Source organism: Pseudomonas putida, assembly GCF_028682475.1.
In the GTDB taxonomy this organism is placed as follows: Bacteria; Pseudomonadota; Gammaproteobacteria; order Pseudomonadales; family Pseudomonadaceae; genus Aquipseudomonas; species Aquipseudomonas putida_AG.
In genome coordinates, this window is record NZ_JANHLE010000007.1 from 116584 (window position 1) to 135884 (window position 19301).

Annotated in this window: 14 protein-coding genes; 9 read left to right on the forward strand and 5 right to left on the reverse strand. The window is 63.9% G+C overall.

The features are described from left to right. Positions 1-37: 37 nt before the first annotated feature. The 4 genes from NPS47_RS08485 to NPS47_RS08500 form a co-directional block, all read right to left on the reverse strand. Positions 38-2719, reverse strand: a complete 2682-nt coding sequence (locus tag NPS47_RS08485) for a LuxR C-terminal-related transcriptional regulator (RefSeq protein WP_274294535.1) — start codon at positions 2717-2719, stop codon at positions 38-40. A 250-nt stretch (positions 2720-2969) separates the two neighbouring features. After that, positions 2970-4112, reverse strand: a complete 1143-nt coding sequence (locus NPS47_RS08490) for an acyl-CoA dehydrogenase family protein (protein ID WP_274294536.1) — start codon at positions 4110-4112, stop codon at positions 2970-2972. 92 nt (positions 4113-4204) lie between these two features. Further along, on the reverse strand, positions 4205-4918 hold the full coding sequence (locus tag NPS47_RS08495) for a TetR/AcrR family transcriptional regulator (protein WP_274294537.1): 714 nt from the start codon (positions 4916-4918) through the stop codon (positions 4205-4207). 3 nt (positions 4919-4921) lie between these two features. Beyond that, the gene (locus NPS47_RS08500) at positions 4922-5272 is read right to left on the reverse strand and encodes an alkyl sulfatase C-terminal domain-containing protein (RefSeq protein WP_274294538.1); all 351 of its coding nucleotides are present in this window, start codon (positions 5270-5272) and stop codon (positions 4922-4924) included. A gap of 185 nt (positions 5273-5457) precedes the next feature. Here NPS47_RS08500 and NPS47_RS08505 point away from each other — a divergent pair, with 185 nt between their 5' ends. From NPS47_RS08505 to NPS47_RS08545, 9 genes are all read left to right on the forward strand, one after another. Continuing rightward, positions 5458-6501, forward strand: coding sequence for a LacI family DNA-binding transcriptional regulator (locus NPS47_RS08505; RefSeq protein ID WP_274294539.1), 1044 nt, complete (start codon positions 5458-5460; stop codon positions 6499-6501). Positions 6502-6550: 49 nt separating this feature from the next. Next, positions 6551-7855 carry an MFS transporter gene (locus NPS47_RS08510; RefSeq protein ID WP_274294540.1) on the forward strand — a complete coding sequence of 435 codons (1305 nt, stop codon included), beginning with the start codon at positions 6551-6553 and terminating at the stop codon, positions 7853-7855. Positions 7856-7887: 32 nt separating this feature from the next. Beyond that, complete coding sequence (gene hisD, locus NPS47_RS08515) at positions 7888-9171, forward strand: histidinol dehydrogenase (RefSeq protein WP_274294541.1); 1284 nt, start codon at positions 7888-7890, stop codon at positions 9169-9171. 4 nt (positions 9172-9175) lie between these two features. Beyond that, complete coding sequence (locus NPS47_RS08520; protein WP_274294542.1) at positions 9176-9622, forward strand: acyl-CoA thioesterase; 447 nt, start codon at positions 9176-9178, stop codon at positions 9620-9622. 78 nt (positions 9623-9700) lie between these two features. Further along, on the forward strand, positions 9701-11290 hold the full coding sequence (locus NPS47_RS08525; RefSeq protein ID WP_274294543.1) for an arylsulfatase: 1590 nt from the start codon (positions 9701-9703) through the stop codon (positions 11288-11290). 166 nt (positions 11291-11456) lie between these two features. Next, positions 11457-13253 (forward strand): acyl-CoA dehydrogenase, encoded by a 1797-nt coding sequence (locus tag NPS47_RS08530; protein WP_274294544.1) that lies wholly within the window; start codon positions 11457-11459, stop codon positions 13251-13253. Between the two features lie 20 nt (positions 13254-13273). After that, the gene (locus NPS47_RS08535) at positions 13274-15076 is read left to right on the forward strand and encodes an acyl-CoA dehydrogenase (protein WP_274294545.1); all 1803 of its coding nucleotides are present in this window, start codon (positions 13274-13276) and stop codon (positions 15074-15076) included. Positions 15077-15112: 36 nt separating this feature from the next. Further along, the gene (locus tag NPS47_RS08540) at positions 15113-17224 is read left to right on the forward strand and encodes a 3-hydroxyacyl-CoA dehydrogenase NAD-binding domain-containing protein (protein WP_274294546.1); all 2112 of its coding nucleotides are present in this window, start codon (positions 15113-15115) and stop codon (positions 17222-17224) included. A gap of 54 nt (positions 17225-17278) precedes the next feature. Next, positions 17279-18061 (forward strand): SDR family NAD(P)-dependent oxidoreductase, encoded by a 783-nt coding sequence (locus tag NPS47_RS08545; protein ID WP_274294547.1) that lies wholly within the window; start codon positions 17279-17281, stop codon positions 18059-18061. Positions 18062-18213: 152 nt separating this feature from the next. Here the strand turns inward: NPS47_RS08545 and NPS47_RS08550 are convergent, their stop codons facing one another. Continuing rightward, positions 18214-19251 carry a DUF1254 domain-containing protein gene (locus tag NPS47_RS08550; protein WP_274294548.1) on the reverse strand — a complete coding sequence of 346 codons (1038 nt, stop codon included), beginning with the start codon at positions 19249-19251 and terminating at the stop codon, positions 18214-18216. Positions 19252-19301 lie beyond the last annotated feature (50 nt).

Consider the following 19301-nt stretch of genomic DNA (forward strand, 5'->3'; position numbering starts at 1 on the left):
AGCGATCCGCCCCCTCACAGCGGGGGGGATTTCGTGCCTACTCGATCAAACCGTGCTTGCGTGCCCAGCTCACGGCGTCATAGCGGCTGGAGACGCCCAGTTTGGCGTAGATGTTCTTCAGGTTCCATTTCACTGTTTCCAGGGAAATGTTCAATGTCAGGGCGACCCGTTTGTTCGCCATCGCCTGGCTGATCAGTTCCAGAATCGCCAGCTCACGTGGCGTCAGCATCGACGGCGCACCTGTGGCCGACGCCTCATTGCTGCGCCCTGCAACCCCGTGGCCGAAACGCTCCAGCAACAGCGCCAGGTAGCTATCGTCTGCTGGTGTCAGCGACACGTTCGTCAGCGCCGCGAGCATTTTGCGCAGCACCTCGCCCTCATCCAGGAAGGTACGCACCAAGCCCAGTTGGCGCCCCTGGGACAACGCGGCAAGCAATTGCTCCTTGGCCTGCTGCGGTTGCAGCAGGTCGGCTCTGGCGCAGGCCGTCAACAGCTGGCCGGTGACCTGCAACTGCCCACGGTGGTAGTGGTTGGCGTAGCAATCGAGCGTTTCCAGTTCGAGCAGGGCTTTGTCCGGGTAGTTGGTGGCCAGCAACAGACGCGCGCGGGCCAAGGCCGCCATCGCCACGATGTCGGCCTGAAAGCCGTGCGCGCCCTGATAGGGAACGCTCAGCGCCTGCAGTTTGGCGACCTGCTCGCTGGCATGCGCCTTGTCATTCTCAAGCAAGGCAATACGCACCTGCTCGGCCAGGCAGTGGACCAGCGCACGGTCCTGGCCAATGGCACGGAAGTGACGCTCCTGGCGTTCGAGAAAGGCCATGGCCACCGCGGCACAATCCTGCAGCAGGTCCAGGCGTGCGCGACAGATCGTGGCGCGCAACATGGTGTCGGGCATGGCCCATTGCAGCAGGCCACTGCGATTGGCGAGGATTTCCCGCGCTTCGTCGGTGCGGTCCAGCTCACGGTACACCTCAGCCAGGGTGGCCGCGCCCAGGTAGGCGCTGGCGGAGCGATGACCGTGGACCGAGACGGCGCGCGCCAGCTGCGCCGAGCCAACGCGCTCGGCTTCGAGGATTCGCCCCTCCTGCAAGTAACACAGGGTCCGCGCGCCCTGGGCGACCAGGGCCATTTCCGCATCCTGTTCGGACTCGGGAATGGGGTTGTCATCCAGGCAGCGCAGCGCCTCCTCGATCCTCCCCGCCGCCAGGTAGGCAATGGCCAGCAACGCTGGCGCACCGTAGCGGGTCACCGAGTAGTCATCGGGCAAGGCCTGAAAGCCCTTGAGCAAATCAATGATCGGCTCGGTGCGATCACGCTGTAACTCGATGGCGGCCTGCACCAGTGGCAACCGGTAGGCAACGTCGTCCTGATGGGCCGCACCGCTGTGATGGAACTGCTCGAGCCAGGCCTCGGCTTTGGCCGGGCGCGCGGTCAGGGCATAGGCCAGACAACCGAGAAAGAACAACCGCGGCCGGGAAAACAGGATGTCCTGCGGCAGGCGGTCGAGCAGGCGCAGCAACGGGCTCAACTGCCCCAGGCTCCAGGTCGCCGGTGCGGCCCGCTCGATCACCTCGGCGGCAAACCGCAGGTCACCGGCCTGGGTGGCATGGCGTACGGCTTCGGCAAGCAATTTGCGCTCGGCGAACCAGTGTGCCGCGCGGTTATGCAGTTCGGTTTGCGAGGTGCTGTCGCGGCGTGCCAGGCGCGTGGCAAGAAAGTCGCCGAACAGCGCATGAAAGCGATACCAGGGCTGACGGTCATCAGCCTCGACGCGAAAGATCAGCAGATTGTCTTCGTCGAGGCGCTTAAGCATGGCCTGCGCCGTTTCACTGCCGGTCACCGCTTGCGCCAGCGAGGCATTGAAACGCCGGCAGATGCTGATGCTTTCCATAAAGGTCGCAAGCTCGGCGGGCAGATGGGCCATGACGTTTTCAGCCAGGTAGCTCTGCAGGTCGTCAGAGCGCCAGCCCATTTCGCGCAGCGTGCCACGCGAATCCGGATCGCTGCGCAGGAGGATGATCACCAGCTGCAGGGTGGCCGGCCAGCCACTGGTGAGCTCGTGGATCTGGTGCAGTTCTTCCGGGCTGAGCTTCAACGTCGCCAGGCTCTGTTCCAGGAACAGGCGCGACTCGCTCAGGTCGAACGGCAGCGCGGCACAGTCGATTTCCACCAGCTGTCCGCTCAGGCGCAGGCGGCTGAAGCTCAGCGGCGGGCCAACCCGCGATGAAATGACGAAATGCAGGTTATCGGGGCTGTGATCCAGCAACTTCTGCATCAGTTGGTGGGCGCGCGGGTCAACCACATGCTGGTAGTCGTCGACGACCAGGAACAACTCTTTGTTGATCGCGGCGGCGCCTTCGACAATGGCCGCGACGACTTCATCGATCAGTTCCTGGCGCGCCCCCTCCAGCGGGATGCCGCTGTCCAGGACGATGCCCAGCCGTTGCAAGGCGCCGCGCAAATAGGCGAAGAAGATCGACAGATGTTTGTCATCGGCGCTCAGCGACAGCCAGACTACCTCGGCGCCAGAACGCATCATCACTTGCCGCCATTGCGCCAGCAACGTGGTCTTGCCGAACCCGGGGCTGCCGGTAATCAGGCCCACGCGGCACTGTGACATGCCGCTCAGGTCCTCCAGCAGGCGCTCACGAACGATCGTCTGAGTACCGATGCGCGGCGGAGCGAATTTCGTCGATACGAGCAGTTTGTCGGTATGCATGTGCTGACTGGTCTCCGATCCTGCCGAATGCAATGGCGCAGCGTCGGCGACGCTGCACAACCGGCAAGGTGTGGCCACGGTTTGGCGAATGTCGGATTATTTACCCGAGTACCGTCAAAAGTCAGCACGTATCGTAGCTTCGCACTGGCTGGTGGCAACCTCGGGAATCCGCCTGGCACAGATGGTGGCGGGGAACCGAGACAAACCACCCCCTACAAGTGAGGGGGGCTGGCGATATCAATGCAATGCTTCAGAGTGTGCGTGCCACCAATTCGCGCATGATGTCGTTGGCGCCACCGTAGATACGATTGACCCGGCTATCCAGGTAATGACGCGCCACCGGATACTCCAGCATGTAACCGTTGCCGCCGTGCAGCTGCACACATTGATCGACCACTTTCGAATACAGCTCGGTGCACCAGAGCTTGGCCGCTGCGGCCGCCTCCGGGCTCAGCTGGTGCTGCAGGATCAGCTCCATGCAGCGATCGACAAAGGTCTGCCCGAGGACGATTTCGGTCTTCAGTTCGGCCAGTTTGAAGCGTGAATTCTGAAACTCGATGATCGGTGTGCCAAACGCTTTGCGTTCGCGGGTGTAGGCAATGGTCTGCTCCAGCACGGCCTGACTCGCGGCAATCGAGAGGATGCCAATGCTCAGACGCTCCCAGGCCAGTTCCTTCATCAGCTGGTAAAAGCCCTGGCCCGGCTCGCCGCCGAGGATGTTGCTGCGGGGCACACGCACGTCCTCAAAGAACAGCATGGTGGTGTCCTGGGCGTGCAAACCGACCTTGCGCAACGGTTTCGACTTGCTGACGCCCGCCCGGTCCGCTTCCACCAGGATCAGCGAGATGTCCCGCGAGCCCTTGCCACTGTTGCCGGTCTTGGCAATCACCACAATGATGTCGCTGTTGGTGCCGTTGGAGATGAACGTCTTGGCACCATTGATGACGTATTCGTCGCCGTCCAGCACTGCGCGGGTTTTCACCGCCTGCAGGTCGGAGCCGGTATCCGGTTCGGTCATGGCCACGGCGGCGATGGCTTCACCGCTGGCCATTTTCGGCAGCCATTGCTGTTTTTGCGCTTCGGTGCCGAAGTTGATCAGGTAACCGGCGCAGATGTCGTGGACATTGAAACCGTTCAGGCCCGAGAGCCCGGCACGGGCCACCTCTTCGACCGCGATCATGGAAAAGCGCCGGTCCAGCCCCAGGCCACCGTAGGCCTCCGGCGTGGTGGCGTTGAGCATGCCCAGCTCACCGGCACGCGCCCACACCTGGCGCGGCACCCGGTGATCCTCCTCCCACTGCTCATGGAAGGGCGTGCAATGTTCGGCGAGGAAACGCCGGACCGTGCTGCGGAACGCTTCATGCTCATGATCGAACAGGGTACGCGGAATCATCGTTTGACCTCGGGATACGGTGGCTGATGTGTGCCACCTTAGGGCTGCGGGCCGAGGTTGCGCCCCCCTCGAAGCGGGTAAGCCCCACCAGGTTATTCCGGGTCTTGCGTCGTCAGCAGCGCATGGATCATCCGCGCCAGCATGCGCACGGTGCCGTCCTCGATCAGGTAGTGCGGCTTTTCGATCAACAATGCACGAGGCAAGGCGGTGACCGCCTGATAGGCAAGAAAACCCGCTTTCTCGCGATCCCGCACCAGCACCTGATTGGAAAAGCGTTGCACCAGCGCCGGAATCACCATGGAAATCCAGAAACGCTCCGGCTTGACGATTTCCAGGCGCACCAGCTCGCCATAGTAGGCGCTCTTGATGCTCAGCTCGGAGTCGATCTGCAACCAGCGGTGCAAGGCTGACAGGCCGGTGCGCAAGAGCATTTCGATACCGTCATAGAGGCTGGCCGACGCCGGTAGCGCATCAATACTGGCGATCGCCTGCAGGCGGGCATCGGCGCGGTAATCCTCGAAGATCGCGCCGATCAGCGACTCGATGGTCGGGAAATATTCGTAGATCGAACTGATGGCCACGCCGGAGTAATCGCAAAGGCGATAGATCGACAGTGCCTCTCGCCCTTCCCCTTCGAGGATCTCACGCCCGGCAGTTTTCAAGGCCTCGACCAGGGCGACCGAGCGTGCCTGCTTCGGTCGCTTGCGCGGCCGGGCCGGCAGTTCCACGACGACATTGTCATGCCGGCCCTGGCCACGAGCGCCTGTCCCCTCGTGACGTGGCGCCGTATCGGGACGACGGGCCATGGGTCAGGGCGTCACGACGTTGAACGTGGGCTGGAAGCTGGCCAGCATGCCGAGCATCGCCTGGAAGCGCTCAGCATTGCCGTCGAGCTTGATATCACCCTGCTTGATCGCCGTGGCATCGGCCTGGGCATCGCGGGCGGCTGTGTTGTCAGGCTCGGCGAACACCGGGCCCCTGCGCGCGGCTTCATAGTCGGCGCGATCCTCGAAAGGCAACGCGTTGAGCACCGCCTGGTTGGCCGCGGCCGTGGTCGGGCTGGCAGCCTTGGCCGGGTGGGTCGAGGCCGCGTCCGTCGCCCATGACGGGGTGCCGGACAAAGCAATGGCAGTGGCACGTGCAGCAAGCGAATAGCGCATTCAGATTCCTTGAGCGTGGCTGAGGCTGTGCACGTTGCTCCTCGAACAGGCGCGCCCTGAGTCGCACGTTATGCCGGTTTACTTGGCGGCCTCCCCCCTCTATTGGGGAGGGGGGCATGACGGGCAAGCTGGGTAGCATCCGGGGCATCAGTGCACACGATTGCACAGCAGCCTGAGGAACCGGCATGACGAGTGATCGCAGCGCCACACAGCCACCCGCCCCCTCCAGCCCGCTGGCTGGCACCCGGATCACCGCCCGGGACCTGGCCCAACGCCTGGGAGTCGCCACCTCGACGGTCACCCGTGCCTTCGACGCACAGTCGCGGATCTCTGCCGCAGTGCGCGCACGCATCCTGGCCATGGCCGATGAGCTGGGCTATCGACCCAATGCCATCGCCCGCTCGCTGAACCGGCGGCGCACCGGCATCGTTGCCCTGGTGATGGGCGACATGAGCAATCCGTTCTACCCCGCGGTGCTGGAGGCGTTCTCCCTGCAACTGCGCAAGTCGGGCCAGCAACTGCTGCTGTTCGTGGTCCCGGCTGGAGGTGATGCCGACACGCTGATGTCGCAGCTGCTGCAGTACCAGGTGGACGGCATTGTGGTCACGGCGGCGAAGCTGTCTTCGCACATGGCCGAGCTGTGCGCTCGCCAGGGGGTTGCCGTGGTGTTCCTCAATCGCCGCGTCGAAGACCCGACCGTCTGGTCGGTGTGCTGCGACAACCAGCGCATGGCCGCCGAGGTGGCCGCGTACCTGGTCGGGCAAAAACGCCGCGCCTGCGCCTTCGTTTCCGGTGACCCGGACGTCTCCACCACCGCCGACCGTCTGCGCGGTTTCGAACAGGGCCTGGCTGCGCACGGGCAAGCGGTGGTCGCCAGCATCCACGGCGGCTACAGCTATGAAGGCGGACGCGCCGCAGCCGCGCGATTGTTCAGCGCCGGGCAACCCGCCATCGACGCGGTGTTCTGTGCCAACGACGTCATGGCCCTTGGCGTGCTCAGTCACCTGCGCATGCACACCCGCCTGCGGGTGCCCGAAGACGTCGCCGTGGTCGGATTCGACGATATCCTCGCCGCCGGCTATCCGGAGCATGCCCTCACCACCGTGCACCAACCGCTAGAGCAGATGATCGCCTGCGCCATCCGCTTGCTGGGCGCAGGCCGCCCCGCCGGCGGTGCCCCTTCGCTGTACGAAGTACCCGGGCATCTGGTGCGGCGCGCCACGGCGTAGCGCCACACCCTTGCAGGCCAATAACAACAAAAACCCTCAGGAGACAGGCATGAACCCCAGCGAGACCGCGGACGACCGCAAGCTGTACCGAAAAATCGGCTGGCGCATCATGCCGCTGCTGATGGCCGCCTATGTGGTGGCGTTCCTTGACCGCATCAACGTCGGTTACGCGCAGTTGCAGATGAAAGAGACGCTGGCGTTCAGCGACGCCGTCTATGCGCTGGGCGCGGGGATCTTCTTCATCGGCTACCTGCTGTTCGAGGTGCCCAGCAACCTGATGCTGGAAAAGATCGGTGTGCGCAAGACGCTGCTGCGCATCATGGTCTGCTGGGGGGTGGTCGCCATGGCCATGATGTTCGTGCAGACCCCGACGCAGTTCTATGTGCTGCGCTTTCTGCTGGGCGCCTTCGAAGCAGGCTTTACGCCCGGGGCCTTGCTCTACCTGACCTTCTGGTACCCGCCAGCGCGGCGTGCGGGGATGATCGCGGTGTTCCTGCTCGGGGCTATCTTCGCCAGCCTGATCGCCGGGCCGCTGTCGGGGGCGATCATGAAATTCCTTGATGGCTTCAATGGCTGGCACGGCTGGCAGTGGCTGTTTCTGGTGCAAGGCCTGCCCGCTCCGCTGCTGGGGCTGCTGGCCTGGCGCGTGCTGGTCGACCGTCCTGAGCAGGCCGGCTGGCTGAGTGCCGAAGAGAAGGCCCGCCTGCGCACGCAACTGGACGCCGAGCAGCAATCAGCGCACAAGGCCAGCCATGCCTCGCTGCGCGACCTGCTCGGCGATACCAGGTTCTGGGCGTTGTCGCTGGTCTACGTACTCATGGTCGCGGGCACATATGCCATGGCCTTCTGGACCCCCAGCCTGATTCGCGGCTGGGGCGTCAGCGACCTGATGGAAATCGGCATCTACGCCACCCTGCCGCAGTTGTGCGCGGTGGCCGGGGTGCTCCTGCTCAGCCGTAGTTCCGACCGCCTGCGCGAGCGGCGCTGGCATTTTTCCAGCGGCGCACTGATGGCCGCCAGCGGCCTGGCAATCATCGTCCTGGCGCAGGGGCAACTGGGCACCTCGCTGATCGGCCTGTGCCTGGCCATGCTGGGCATCGCCTCGGTCACGCCGGTGTTCTTCGCCCTGGTCTCGGAATACCTGCCGCACCCCTCGGTAGCGGTGGGGATCGCCCTGGTCAGCAGTATCGGCAACCTCGGCGGCGCGGTCATTCCGTCGCTCACCAGTGCCCTGAATACCGCCAGCGGCGGAACCACCTACAGCCTGTATCTGGTCATGGGCCTGTACCTGCTCGCCAGCGCCATTGTGCTGCGGGTCGCCCGGCCTGCCCTGCAGACCTACCAGTCCGCCTGAGGCTCAACCTCTTAAACCGAAGGAGATCTACCGTGATTCAACACCTCAAGAAGGGGCAATCAGCCCAGGCCAAGGCCAGTGACCAGGCCCAGGTTCGGGCCACCGTCGAGGGTATCCTCAGTGATATCGAGCAGCGCGGCGATACGGCGGTACGCGAATACTCAGCGAAATTCGACAACTGGACACCGTCCAGCATGCGCCTGAGCCAGGCGCAGATCGACGCCTGCATCGCCAGCCTGCCGCGCCGGACACTCGACGACATTGTGTTTGCCCAGACCCAGATCCGCCGTTTCGCCCAGGTGCAAAAAGACTCGATGCACGACGTCGAAGTCGAGACCCTGCCGGGGGTGGTGCTCGGTCATCGCAACATCCCGGTCAACTCGGTGGGTTGCTACATTCCTGGCGGCAAGTATCCGTTGATTGCCAGCGCGCACATGAGCGTGCTGACCGCCAAGGTTGCCGGGGTCAAGCGTGTGATTGCCAGCGCGCCGCCTTTTGAAGGCCAGCCCTGCGCGGAAATCGTCGCCGCCATGCACCTGGCCGGCGCCGATGAGATCTACTGCCTTGGCGGCGTCCAGGCCGTGGCCGCGATGGCCCTAGGTACCGAAAGCATCGCCGCCGTCGACATGATTGTCGGCCCCGGCAACGCCTATGTCGCCGAAGCCAAGCGTCAGCTGTATGGCCGCGTCGGTATCGACCTGTTCGCCGGCCCCACCGAAACCCTGGTGATCTGTGACGACAGCGTGGATGCCGAACTGGTCGCCGTCGACCTGCTCGGCCAGGCCGAGCACGGCCCCACCTCCCCGGCCTATTGCGTGACCACCAGCAAAACCATCGCCGAACAACTGCCCGCCGCCATCGAGCAGGTGCTTTCACGCCTGGACACGGCGCCAATCGCCAGCGTCGCCTGGCGCGATTTCGGCGAGATCTACCTGTGCGACAGCGACGAAGAGGCGCTGGAAGTCGCCGAGCGCCTGTGCTCCGAACATGTCCAGGTAATGACCCGCGACCCGGACTGGTACCACCAGCGCATGACCCGCTACGGCGCGCTGTTCCTCGGCCACCGCACCAATGTCAGCTATGGCGACAAGGTCATCGGCACCAACCACACCCTGCCGACCATGGGCGCCGGTCGTTATACCGGCGGCTTGTGGGTCGGCAAGTTCATCAAGACCCACACCTACCAGCGCGTGCTGACCGACGCCGCGAGCGTGATGATCGGCCAGTACTGCTCGCGGCTGTGCGGCTATGAACATATGTCCGGTCACAAAGAACAGGCGGACATCCGTGTGCGCCGCCTGCAGCAGGAGGCTTGAAGCCATGAGCAAACCTGTACCGCAAGCGCGCAGCGCCTACCCCTACCTGCGTGACATCACCACACGCTGGATGGACAACGACGTCTACGGCCACGTCAACAACGTCATCTACTACAGCTGGTTCGACACCGTGGTCAACGGCTGGCTGCTCGAGCAGAACCTGCTGGACTTCGATCAGTGCCCGACCGTGGGCCTGGTGGTCGATACCCATTGCAGCTACTTCTCCTCCATTGCCTTCCCCGATCTGGTGCGCGCCGGCTTGCGTGTGGCACGCCTGGGCAGCTCAAGCGTGTGTTACGAGGTCGGGCTGTTCGCCAACGACAACAACGAGGCGTCGGCCCAGGGCCACTTCGTGCATGTCTACGTCGACCGCGTAACCCGCAGGCCGGTGCCACTGCCGGCGGCGTTGCGCGATGCGCTGGAGACCCTTCAGGTATTGTCCCCGAACTGATACACCCATGAGTTCAAGCCCTGGGCGCATCGCACGCTCAGGGCGCGCAGGCACAAACAACAATAAAGGAGACTGCTGATGATCGAACGTCTGAGAGGGGCAATGGCCCTCGCCTGCCTGTTGCTGGTCAGTCCGTTGACCCATGCCCAGACCGCCAGGCCCAATATCCTGGTGATCTGGGGCGACGACATCGGCTGGCAGAACGTCAGCGCCTATGGCATGGGCACCATGGGCTACAGCACACCGAACATCGACAGCATCGGTATGCAGGGCATCCGCTTTACCGACCACTACGCACAGCCCTCCTGTACCGCAGGCCGGGCCGCGTTCATCACCGGCCAGTACCCGATCCGCTCGGGCATGACCACCGTCGGCCAGCCGGGTGACAAGCTCGGCCTGCAGGCGGCCTCGCCGAGTCTGGCCGAAGTGCTGAAAAACGCCGGCTACAGCACCGGGCAGTTCGGCAAGAACCATCTGGGCGACAACAACCCCAACCTGCCGACGGTGCATGGCTTCGATGAGTTTTTCGGCAACCTGTACCACCTCAACACCGAAGAGCAGCATCAGTACACTGACTACCAGAACTACGCCAAAGACTATCCCGGTGGACCGCAGGCCTACGCGAAGAAATTCCAGACCCGCGGTGTGCTGCATACTTTCGCCAGTGACCAGGACGACGCCAGCGTAGACCCGCGTTTCGGCCTGGTCGGCAAGCAGACCATCGAAGACACCGGCCCCTTGACCATGAAACGCATGGAAGACTTCGACGGCGCCGAAGTGATCCCCATGGCCCTGGACTTCATGCGCAAGGCGCAAAAACAGGACAAGCCCTTCTTCGTCTGGCTCAACACCAGCCGCATGCACCTCTACACCCACCTCAACGACAAATGGCGTCACGCCGCTGCGCAGTACACCCATGAAGACGACACCCAGGGCAGCGGCATGCTCCAGCATGACCATGACATTGCCCAGGTGCTCGCCTTCCTCAAGGACCAGGGGCTGGAGGACAACACCATCGTCTGGTACTCCACCGACAATGGTCCGGAGCATTCGTCGTGGCCTCACGGTGCAACCACGCCATTTCGCGGCGAGAAGATGACCACCTACGAAGGTGGCGTGCGCGTGCCCTCGATGTTGCGCTGGCCGGGGGTCGTCAAGCCGGGGCAGATCAAGAACGGCATCCAGGCGCATCAGGACATGTTCACCACCCTGGCGGCCGCAGCCGGAGTGCCTGACGTCGCAGAACAGATGAAGACGGAAAAAAAGCAGTACATCGACGGCATCAACAACCTCGACTACTGGACCGGCAAGTCGCCTGTAAGCCTGCGCACCAGCCTCCTCTACTACATCGAAAGTAAATTGACCGCGGTGCGCATGGGCCCCTGGAAACTGCATTTCTCCACCAAGGAGGACTACTACGCGCAACTGGTACCGCGCTTCGCACCGTTGATGTTCAACCTGCGCAGCGACCCGTTCGAAAGCTACGACAGCAAGGACTCTTACGGCCAGATGATTCAGAAGTCCTCATGGATCTCAGGGCCGATGGGCGAGCTGATCGGCGCGCACCTCAAGACCCTGGCCGAGTATCCACCGGTGCAACAGGCCAGGTCGTTTGACCGTTCGAACCTGGTACAGGACTTTTTGCAGAGCCAGAAGAAGGCACCTTGAAGCCACCGGGGGGGCTGCGAACGCATACCAAGGGCGCGGCCCACCCTACCGGGGTGGGCACGTCGGCGGGTCCGATCTGTTGAACTGCGTGTCACAGCCTCCCCAGACATCCACTTTTCAGGAGTCGTCTCCATGAGCCACAACAACATCGGGCCAGGATCCAGTCATGAGTGAATACCACGCGCCGTTGCGCGACATGCAGTTCGTTCTCAATGAGCTGGGCTACTTTGACCAGGTAAAGACATTGCCCGGTTGTACTCACCTCGACGCCGAGCTGGTCGAGGCCATTCTCGGTGAAGCCGGCAAGTTCGCCCACGGCGTGCTGTCGCCGCTGAACGTCCCGGGCGACCGCGAAGGCGCGCGCTGGTGCGATGGCGAGGTCGCCACCAGCAGCGGCTGGCGCGAGGCCTACCAGCGCTTCATCGATGGCGGCTGGAATGCGCTGTCCTGCGACCCGGAATTCGACGGCCAGGGCCTACCACGGGTGGTGTCGGCACTGGTGGAAGAGATGTGGAACGGCGCCAACCTCGCGTTCGGCCTGTGCCCGATGCTCACCCGTGGTGCTATCGAGGCGATCGAGTTGCGCGGCTCGACCTACCTCAAGCAAACCTACCTGAGCAAGATGATCAGCGGCCACTGGACCGGCACCATGAACCTCACCGAGCCCCAGGCGGGCTCGGACCTGGCTGCCGTGCGCACCCGCGCCGAGCCGGTGGGCGATGGGACCTACCGCATCAAGGGCCAGAAAATCTTCATCACCTATGGCGAACATGACCTCACCGAGAACATCGTTCATCTGGTACTGGCCCGTACACCTGGCGCACCGGCCGGGGTCAAAGGCATCTCGCTGTTCGTAGTACCGAAATTCCTCGTGCACAGCGATGGCAGCCTGGGCGCGCGCAACGATGTGCGCTGCGCGTCCATCGAGCACAAGCTGGGTATCCACGCCAGCCCGACTGCCGTGCTGGCTTTTGGTGACCATGACGGCGCCCTGGGCTGGTTGGTGGGCGAGGAAAACCGCGGCCTGGAATACATGTTCATCATGATGAACGCGGCGCGTTTCAGCGTCGGCGTTGAAGGCGTCGGGTTAAGCGAGCGCGCCTACCAGCGGGCACGCGCCTATGCCCGTGAGCGTATCCAGGGCAGCGAGATCGGCGCTGCACAGCGCAGCAACGTGGCGATCATCCGCCACCCGGATGTACGGCGCATGCTGCTGTCAATGAAGGCGCGCACCGAGGCCATGCGCGCCCTCGCCTGCGAAGTGGCGGCGGCGATGGACTGTGCCGAGCGTCACCCGGACCCCACCAGCCGCCAGGAAGCACAAGCCCTGGTCGACCTGATGATCCCGGTGGTCAAGGGCTGGAGCACCGAGAACGCCGTGGACATCGCCTCGCTGGGCATACAGATCCATGGCGGCATGGGCTTTATCGAAGAAACCGGCGCAGCCCAGCACCTGCGCGATGCGCGGATCACCACCCTGTACGAAGGCACCACCGGTATCCAGGCTGCCGACCTGATCGGCCGCAAGATCGCCCGTGATGGCGGCAAGGCCATCGGTCAGCTGAGCAAGCAGATTTACCGGGTGATGGAGGAGCTGGCCTGGGCAGACGATCCACAACTGCAGGCCAACGCCAGCGCGCTGGCCCGGGCGCTGGTGGCACTGAATGCCAGCGTCGAGTTCATCGTCGGTCATTTTGCCGCCGAGCCTGCCCGAGTGTCGGCGGGGGCCGTGCCGTTTCTGCAACTGCTGGGCATCGTTGCCGGTGGCTGGCAGATGGCCCGTTCAGCACTGGTCGCGCATCAGCGGCTCAAGGCCACAGACCACGATCAGGACTTCTATCGCGCCAAGTTGCTCACCGCACGCTTCTATGCCGATCACCTGCTGCCACAGGTCGAGAGCCTGTCGCACAGTGTGATCCACGGCGCCGATGCCGTTCTGCAGATGCACGATCAGCAATTCTGAACCCAGTACGAGAGATCCCGATGACCGATGCGCTGCTCAACGAACGCGAACTGAGTTTCCAACTCTATGAACTGCTCGACACCGAGGCGCTGCTGCAGCGTCCACGTTATGCCGAGCACGACCGTGCGGTGTTTGACGCCACCTTAGAAACCGCTCGCGGCATCGCCGCCGAGTATTTCGCCCCGCACAACCAGAAAGGCGACGCCCAGGAGCCGACCTTCGACGGTGAAAAAATCACCCTGATTCCGGAAACCAAGGTTGCCTGGGACGCCTTCGCGCAAGCCGGTTTCCTTGCCGCCCACCATGATGCCGACGACGGTGGCCTGCAGCTGCCGGAAGTCATCCTGCGCGCCAGCATGGCTTATTTCAATGCCGCCAATATCGCCACCGTGGCCTACTCGTTCCTGACCATCGGCGCTGCTAACCTGGTCAAGAGCTTTGCCAGCGACAGCCTGCGCGAGCGCTTTCTGCCGGCGATGCTCGATGGCCGCTTCAGCGGCACCATGGCCCTGACTGAACCGGGCCAGGGCTCGGCCCTTGGCGATCTGCGTACCCTCGCCCGCCCCGCCGAAGACGGCAGCTACCGCCTGTTCGGACAGAAGATGTTCATTTCCGGCGGTGACCACGAGCTGACCGACAACATCGTGCACATGGTCCTGGCGCGCATCGAAGGCGCCCCGGCTGGCACCCGCGGCATCTCGTTGTTTCTGGTGCCCAAGTACCTGGTCAACAGCAGCGGTCAGCGCGGCGAACGCAACGACGTGGCCCTGGCCGGGCTGCTGCACAAGCTGGGCTACCGCAACACCACCTCGACCGTGCTGAATTTCGGTGAACAGACGGGCGCAGTCGGTTACCTGGTGGGCGAGGCCAACAAAGGCCTGTCGTACATGTTCCAGATGATGAACGAAGCGCGTATCGGTGTGGCCCTGGGCGCTTCGGCGCTGGCCTACCAGAGCTTCATTCATGCCCTGGACTACGCCCGCGAACGCCCGCAGGGCCGTCTGCCAGGCGCCAAGGATCCGTTGTCGCCACAGGTGCGCATCGTCGAACACGCCGATGTGCGGCGCATGCTGCTGCAGCAGAAAACCTATGCCGAAGGCAGCCTGGCGCTGTGCCTGTATGCCAGCAGCCTGTACGAAGATGCCCATACCGCAGCCGAACAGCAGCGCCGTGACGATGCCGCTGAACTGCTCAACCTGCTGATCCCGATGGTCAAGTCCTATCCGTCGAAGTACGGCGTTATCGCCTCGGACATCGGCGTGCAGATCCTCGGCGGCTCCGGCTACATCCGCGAGTACCCGCTGGAGCAGTACTACCGGGACAACCGCCTGAACCCCATCCATGAAGGCACCGAAGGTATTCACGGCCTGGATTTGCTCGGACGCAAGCTGCAACAGAACGGCGGTACGGGTTACCGTCTGTTCTGCGAGCGGGTCCGGCGTACCCTCGACGAGGCCGGGCGCGACGACCGCTGCGCGGCCCTTGCCTACCTGTTGAGCAGCGCCGTGGATCGCTTGCAGGATGTCACCGAAAACCTGCTGGCTCAGGTCGCCGCCGACGCCAATCGCGGCCTGTCCAACGCCACGGCGTACCTGGACCTGTTCGGCCGCGTGCTGGTGGGCTGGCTGTGGCTGCGCATGGCGCTGGTCGCCAGCCGTGCCCTGAGTGCCGGCGCGGTAGACAGCGAAGCGGACTTCTATAACGGCAAATTGCAGGCAGCGCGCTACTTCATGGATTGGGAACTGGCCGGCATCGATGCCCAGGCGCGCCTGCTCGCCAGCGCCAACCGCACCAGCGTTGACATGCAGGACCAGTGGTTCTGAGCCCGTCCCCTCATTAGAGCTATGCAAGGAGTCACCATGAATGCCCTGGTTACCTATCAGGTGGAAGACAACCTGGCCCTGATCGGCCTCGCCCGTCCTCCGGTCAACGCCCTCGGCCAACCGCTGCGCGCCGCCCTGCTGCAGGCGTGCGAGCAGGCCAACGGCGATCCGTCGGTGCGCGCCATCGTGATCTTCGGCGCTTCGGGTCTGTTCTGCGCCGGTGCCGATATCACTGAGTTCGGCAGCCCGGCCTCATTTGCCACGCCGAATCTGCCCGACGTACTGCTGCGCCTGACCCGGCTCGACAAGCCACTGGTGGCCGCCATTGGCAAACTCGCCCTGGGTGGCGGTCTTGAGCTGGCCCTGGCCTGTGGTTATCGCATCGGCGAACCGCAAACCCGCGTCGGCTTGCCGGAAATCAACCTCGGCCTGCTGCCCGGTGCCGGTGGAACCCAGCGCCTGCCGCGACTGATCGGGGTACAGGCGGCACTGGAGATGATGATCAGTGGCGCCCAGGTGCCGGCCCAACGCGCTCTGGAGCTGGGTATTGTCGACCGCCTCGCAGACAGCGCCGAACAGCTGCTCGCCAGCGCCTGTGACTATGCTCGCGAGCTGATCGCCAGCGGCGCCCCGGCCCGCCCGAGCGAGCCTTTTGCCGATCCGGCCAAGGGTGTCGCTGCAGACTTCTTCGAGCGTTACTGCGTCGAGCAGGAACCACGCTGGAAAAGCCGCTTGGCCCCACGCCTGGTGTTTTCGGCGGTGCAAGCTGCCTGTCTGCTGCCACTGGAGCAAGGCCTGGCGCGCGAACTGGCGCTGTTCAAGCAGGCTGAAGCCTCGCGCCAGTCCGAGGCGCTGCGCCATGTGTTCTTTGCCGAACGCGAGGCCGGCAAGGTGCCCGGAATCGACGCCAGCACGCCGTTGCGCCCGATTGCCAAGGTCGCCGTCATCGGTGCCGGGACCATGGGTGGCGGCATCGCCATGAACTTCGCCAATGTCGGTATTCCGGTAATCCTCCTGGAACGCCAGGGCGAGGCCCTGGACCGCGGCCTGACCCAGATCCGCCAGACCTACGGCATCAGCGTCAAGCGCGGCAAACTCAGCGAGGCCCAGCTGGAGCAGCGCATGGCACTGCTGAGCGGCACCCTGGATTATGCCGACCTGGCCGACGCCGACCTGGTGATCGAGGCGGTGTTCGAAAAGCTGTCGATCAAGCAGGAGGTGTTCCGCACCCTGGACCGTGTGTGCAAGCCTGGGGCCATTCTCGCCACCAACACCTCGTCGCTGGACGTCGACCAGATCGCCGCCGTGACCTCGCGCCCGCAGGACGTGATCGGCCTGCACTTCTTCAGCCCGGCCAACGTCATGCGCCTGCTGGAAGTGGTCAACGCCCGCGAAACCGCCGCCGACGTCCTGGCCACCACGCTCAAGATCGGCCGTACCATCGGCAAGATCCCGGTGGTCTCCGGCGTCTGCTTCGGCTTTATCGGCAACCGCATGCTCGAGCCCTACGCCCGTGAGGCGCACCGCCTGGTACTCGAAGGCGCCACGCCAGCCCAGGTGGACGGCGTACTCACCGGGCTGGACCTGAACATGGGCGTGTTCAGCATGCTCGACCTGGCCGGCATCGACGTGAACTTTCTGGTGCGCGATGCCAACCGGGCGGCCATCGCCCACGACGACAGCTACTGCCGTCTCGGTGACGAACTCTACGCGCTTGGCCGCTACGGCCAGAAAACCGGGCGCGGCTTCTACCAGTATGAAGGTCGCGAGCGTCACAACGACTACGAAGTGGTTGCCCTCGCCGAGCGCCTCGCCGGTGAGCTGCATGTCACCCGCCGCCCTATCGACGACGGGGAAATCCATGCCCGTTGCCTGTTCATGCTGATCAACGAAGGCATCCAGTTGCTCGATGAGGGTATCGCCTTGCGCTCGGGGGATATCGACCTGGTGTGGATCAACGGCTATGGCTTCCCGGCCCACCTTGGCGGCCCGATGCACTACGCCGAGCAGTATGGCCTGGACAAAGTGCTGGCCGGCATCCGCCACTATCGCGATACGCTGGGTGATTATGGTCGGATGTGGTTTACCCCGGCGCCATTGCTCGAACGCCTGGTGGCCGCCGGCAAGACCACCATCGACCGCATCTGATGCATCAGGCAGGCGCCACGGTGGCGCCTGCCCTCGCACAAACAGGATTAGCCCATGCAAGAAGACATCACTTCTCCCTTCTCCCTGAGTGGCCGAACGGTGCTGGTCACCGGTGCATCCAGTGGTATCGGCGCTCACCTCGCCCGCGTTGCCAGCCGTGCCGGTGCGCGGGTGGTCCTGGCGGCCCGGCGCGTGGAACGTCTGCAGGCGCTGGCCGAAGCGCTGCGCCAGGACGATGGCCAGGCCCTGGCAGTGGCCATGGACGTCACCGATCGGGCCAGCGTCGAAGCGGCTTTCGATGCCGCCGAAGCGGCGTTCGGCGTCGTCGATGTAGTGCTCAACAATGCCGGGGTCGGTAACGGCCAGCGCGTACTTGAGATCAGCGAGCAGGACTGGAGCCACATGTTGTCGACCAACCTCGACGGCGTCTGGCGCGTGGCCCAGTGTGCGGCACAACGTCTGGCGCGCGCCAAGCGTGGCGGGAGCATCGTCAACATCGCCTCCATGCTCGGCCTGCGCGTCGGTACCGGCTACAGCCATTACTGCACGGCGAAGGCCGGCGTGGTGCAACTGACCAAGTCTCTGGCGCTGGAGCTGGCCCGTTATGACATTCGGGTCAACGCCATTGCACCGGGCTACTTCATCACCGAAATGACCGACGGGTACTTCGACAGCGAACAGGGTCAGGCCTACATCCGCAATGCCGTGCCGATGCGTCGCCTGGGACGTCTGGAAGAGCTTGAGGGGCCGTTTTTGCTGCTGGCCAGCCAGGCCGGGGCTTATATGTCGGGGTCGGTATTGGCGGTGGATGGCGGACAGTTGGTGGGGAGTTTGTAAGACTACTTCCCCCCGGTGGGAACAACTGTCTGTCACCTGCTTATTTGTGGGAGCCGGCCTTGCCGGCGATGGGGCGCGTAGCGGCCCTGGCCCGGCTACGCCGGGCATCGCCAGCCAGGCTGGCTCCCACAGGTTGATCCAGCCCGCCCAGCTCAGGAGGCGGGATGTGCCGCAGGCAACTTCCACGAGCCATCCAGCACCGCCTTGGCCGGCTGATAGAAGCGCACCATGTAGTTCCAGCCCGGCATGATCGGCAAGCAGTTGGCAACCGTCGCCGTGCAGCCGCCGAAGCGAACCGACACCCTGCCGTCCTCACCTTTGCGCGCGGTGAAGTTGTTCAATGCGTAGGCTTCCTGGGCATTCTTCTGGAACTGCCCCTGCGCGTTGTAAACGCTGATCGACCAGAATGCCCCGGCAGGCACATTGGAAACGTCCAGCTGGTAAGCGGTCTTGCCATCATTACGCTTTGGCGTGACAACCTGATAGTAAGCATCCTTCTCCGGGTTGCCGCCCCAGGCCATGGCACTGCCGATCAGGTGGCGTATCGGGTCGACGTTTTCACGCTTGCCGAACATGCCGCGCGAATCAGGCAGAGTCGAGCCCAGCTCGAACAGCGTTTTGCGCAGGTGCGCCCGAGTGCTTTCGTCCCAGCCCGGTACCTGGAACTGGCCAGGACCACCGTCCTGTTTGACCACGATTGCATCCTGCAACGCGGCGATCTTGCCGAGGTCCTGCGGGTCGGCCGGATTGATCAGGGTGCGTACACCGAACAATACATAACGGGTGGAAACGTCCGACTTGTCGAGGCGGTACTCCCCGGCGCCATAGTGGACGCCAATGACCTGGTGATCCTCGTCGATCATCACCAGCGACATGAACCGACCGCCGGCATCCGGCATGGTCACGCTGACGGGGCCGGCATTCATGTCGAACACGGCTGTTGAATACAGGGTGTCGCGGTTCGGTCTGACCACGGTCGGACGGTCCACCGGGATCAGGTTGCGCCAATGCGCAAACGCGCCAAAGCCGCCGCGTTTGACGGTCAGGTCGAAATAACGGTCGGTTTCGGCGCGGATGAAGTTGTCGACGGTGACCGGCACCACCGCCGTTTGCAATGCATCGCCATGCGCAACCGGCAGGTAGGCGCCGTACAAGGCGATAGCCGCCAGCAGTGCTTTCAATTCATTCATTGTTCTTGTCCTTATGATTGCAATGACCGCGGCACGGTGACCGCGGTCTT

Coding starts and splice junctions, on each gene's coding strand:
- NPS47_RS08550 (WP_274294548.1), bottom strand. CDS start 19,251: ATGAATGAATTGAAAGCACTGCTGGCGGCTATCGCCTTGTACGGCGCC.
- NPS47_RS08505 (WP_274294539.1), top strand. CDS start 5,458: ATGACGAGTGATCGCAGCGCCACACAGCCACCCGCCCCCTCCAGCCCG.
- NPS47_RS08510 (WP_274294540.1), top strand. CDS start 6,551: ATGAACCCCAGCGAGACCGCGGACGACCGCAAGCTGTACCGAAAAATC.
- NPS47_RS08540 (WP_274294546.1), top strand. CDS start 15,113: ATGAATGCCCTGGTTACCTATCAGGTGGAAGACAACCTGGCCCTGATC.
- NPS47_RS08485 (WP_274294535.1), bottom strand. CDS start 2,719: ATGCATACCGACAAACTGCTCGTATCGACGAAATTCGCTCCGCCGCGC.
- NPS47_RS08535 (WP_274294545.1), top strand. CDS start 13,274: ATGACCGATGCGCTGCTCAACGAACGCGAACTGAGTTTCCAACTCTAT.
- NPS47_RS08495 (WP_274294537.1), bottom strand. CDS start 4,918: ATGGCCCGTCGTCCCGATACGGCGCCACGTCACGAGGGGACAGGCGCT.
- NPS47_RS08525 (WP_274294543.1), top strand. CDS start 9,701: ATGATCGAACGTCTGAGAGGGGCAATGGCCCTCGCCTGCCTGTTGCTG.
- NPS47_RS08490 (WP_274294536.1), bottom strand. CDS start 4,112: ATGATTCCGCGTACCCTGTTCGATCATGAGCATGAAGCGTTCCGCAGC.
- NPS47_RS08500 (WP_274294538.1), bottom strand. CDS start 5,272: ATGCGCTATTCGCTTGCTGCACGTGCCACTGCCATTGCTTTGTCCGGC.
- NPS47_RS08545 (WP_274294547.1), top strand. CDS start 17,279: ATGCAAGAAGACATCACTTCTCCCTTCTCCCTGAGTGGCCGAACGGTG.
- NPS47_RS08530 (WP_274294544.1), top strand. CDS start 11,457: ATGAGTGAATACCACGCGCCGTTGCGCGACATGCAGTTCGTTCTCAAT.
- NPS47_RS08520 (WP_274294542.1), top strand. CDS start 9,176: ATGAGCAAACCTGTACCGCAAGCGCGCAGCGCCTACCCCTACCTGCGT.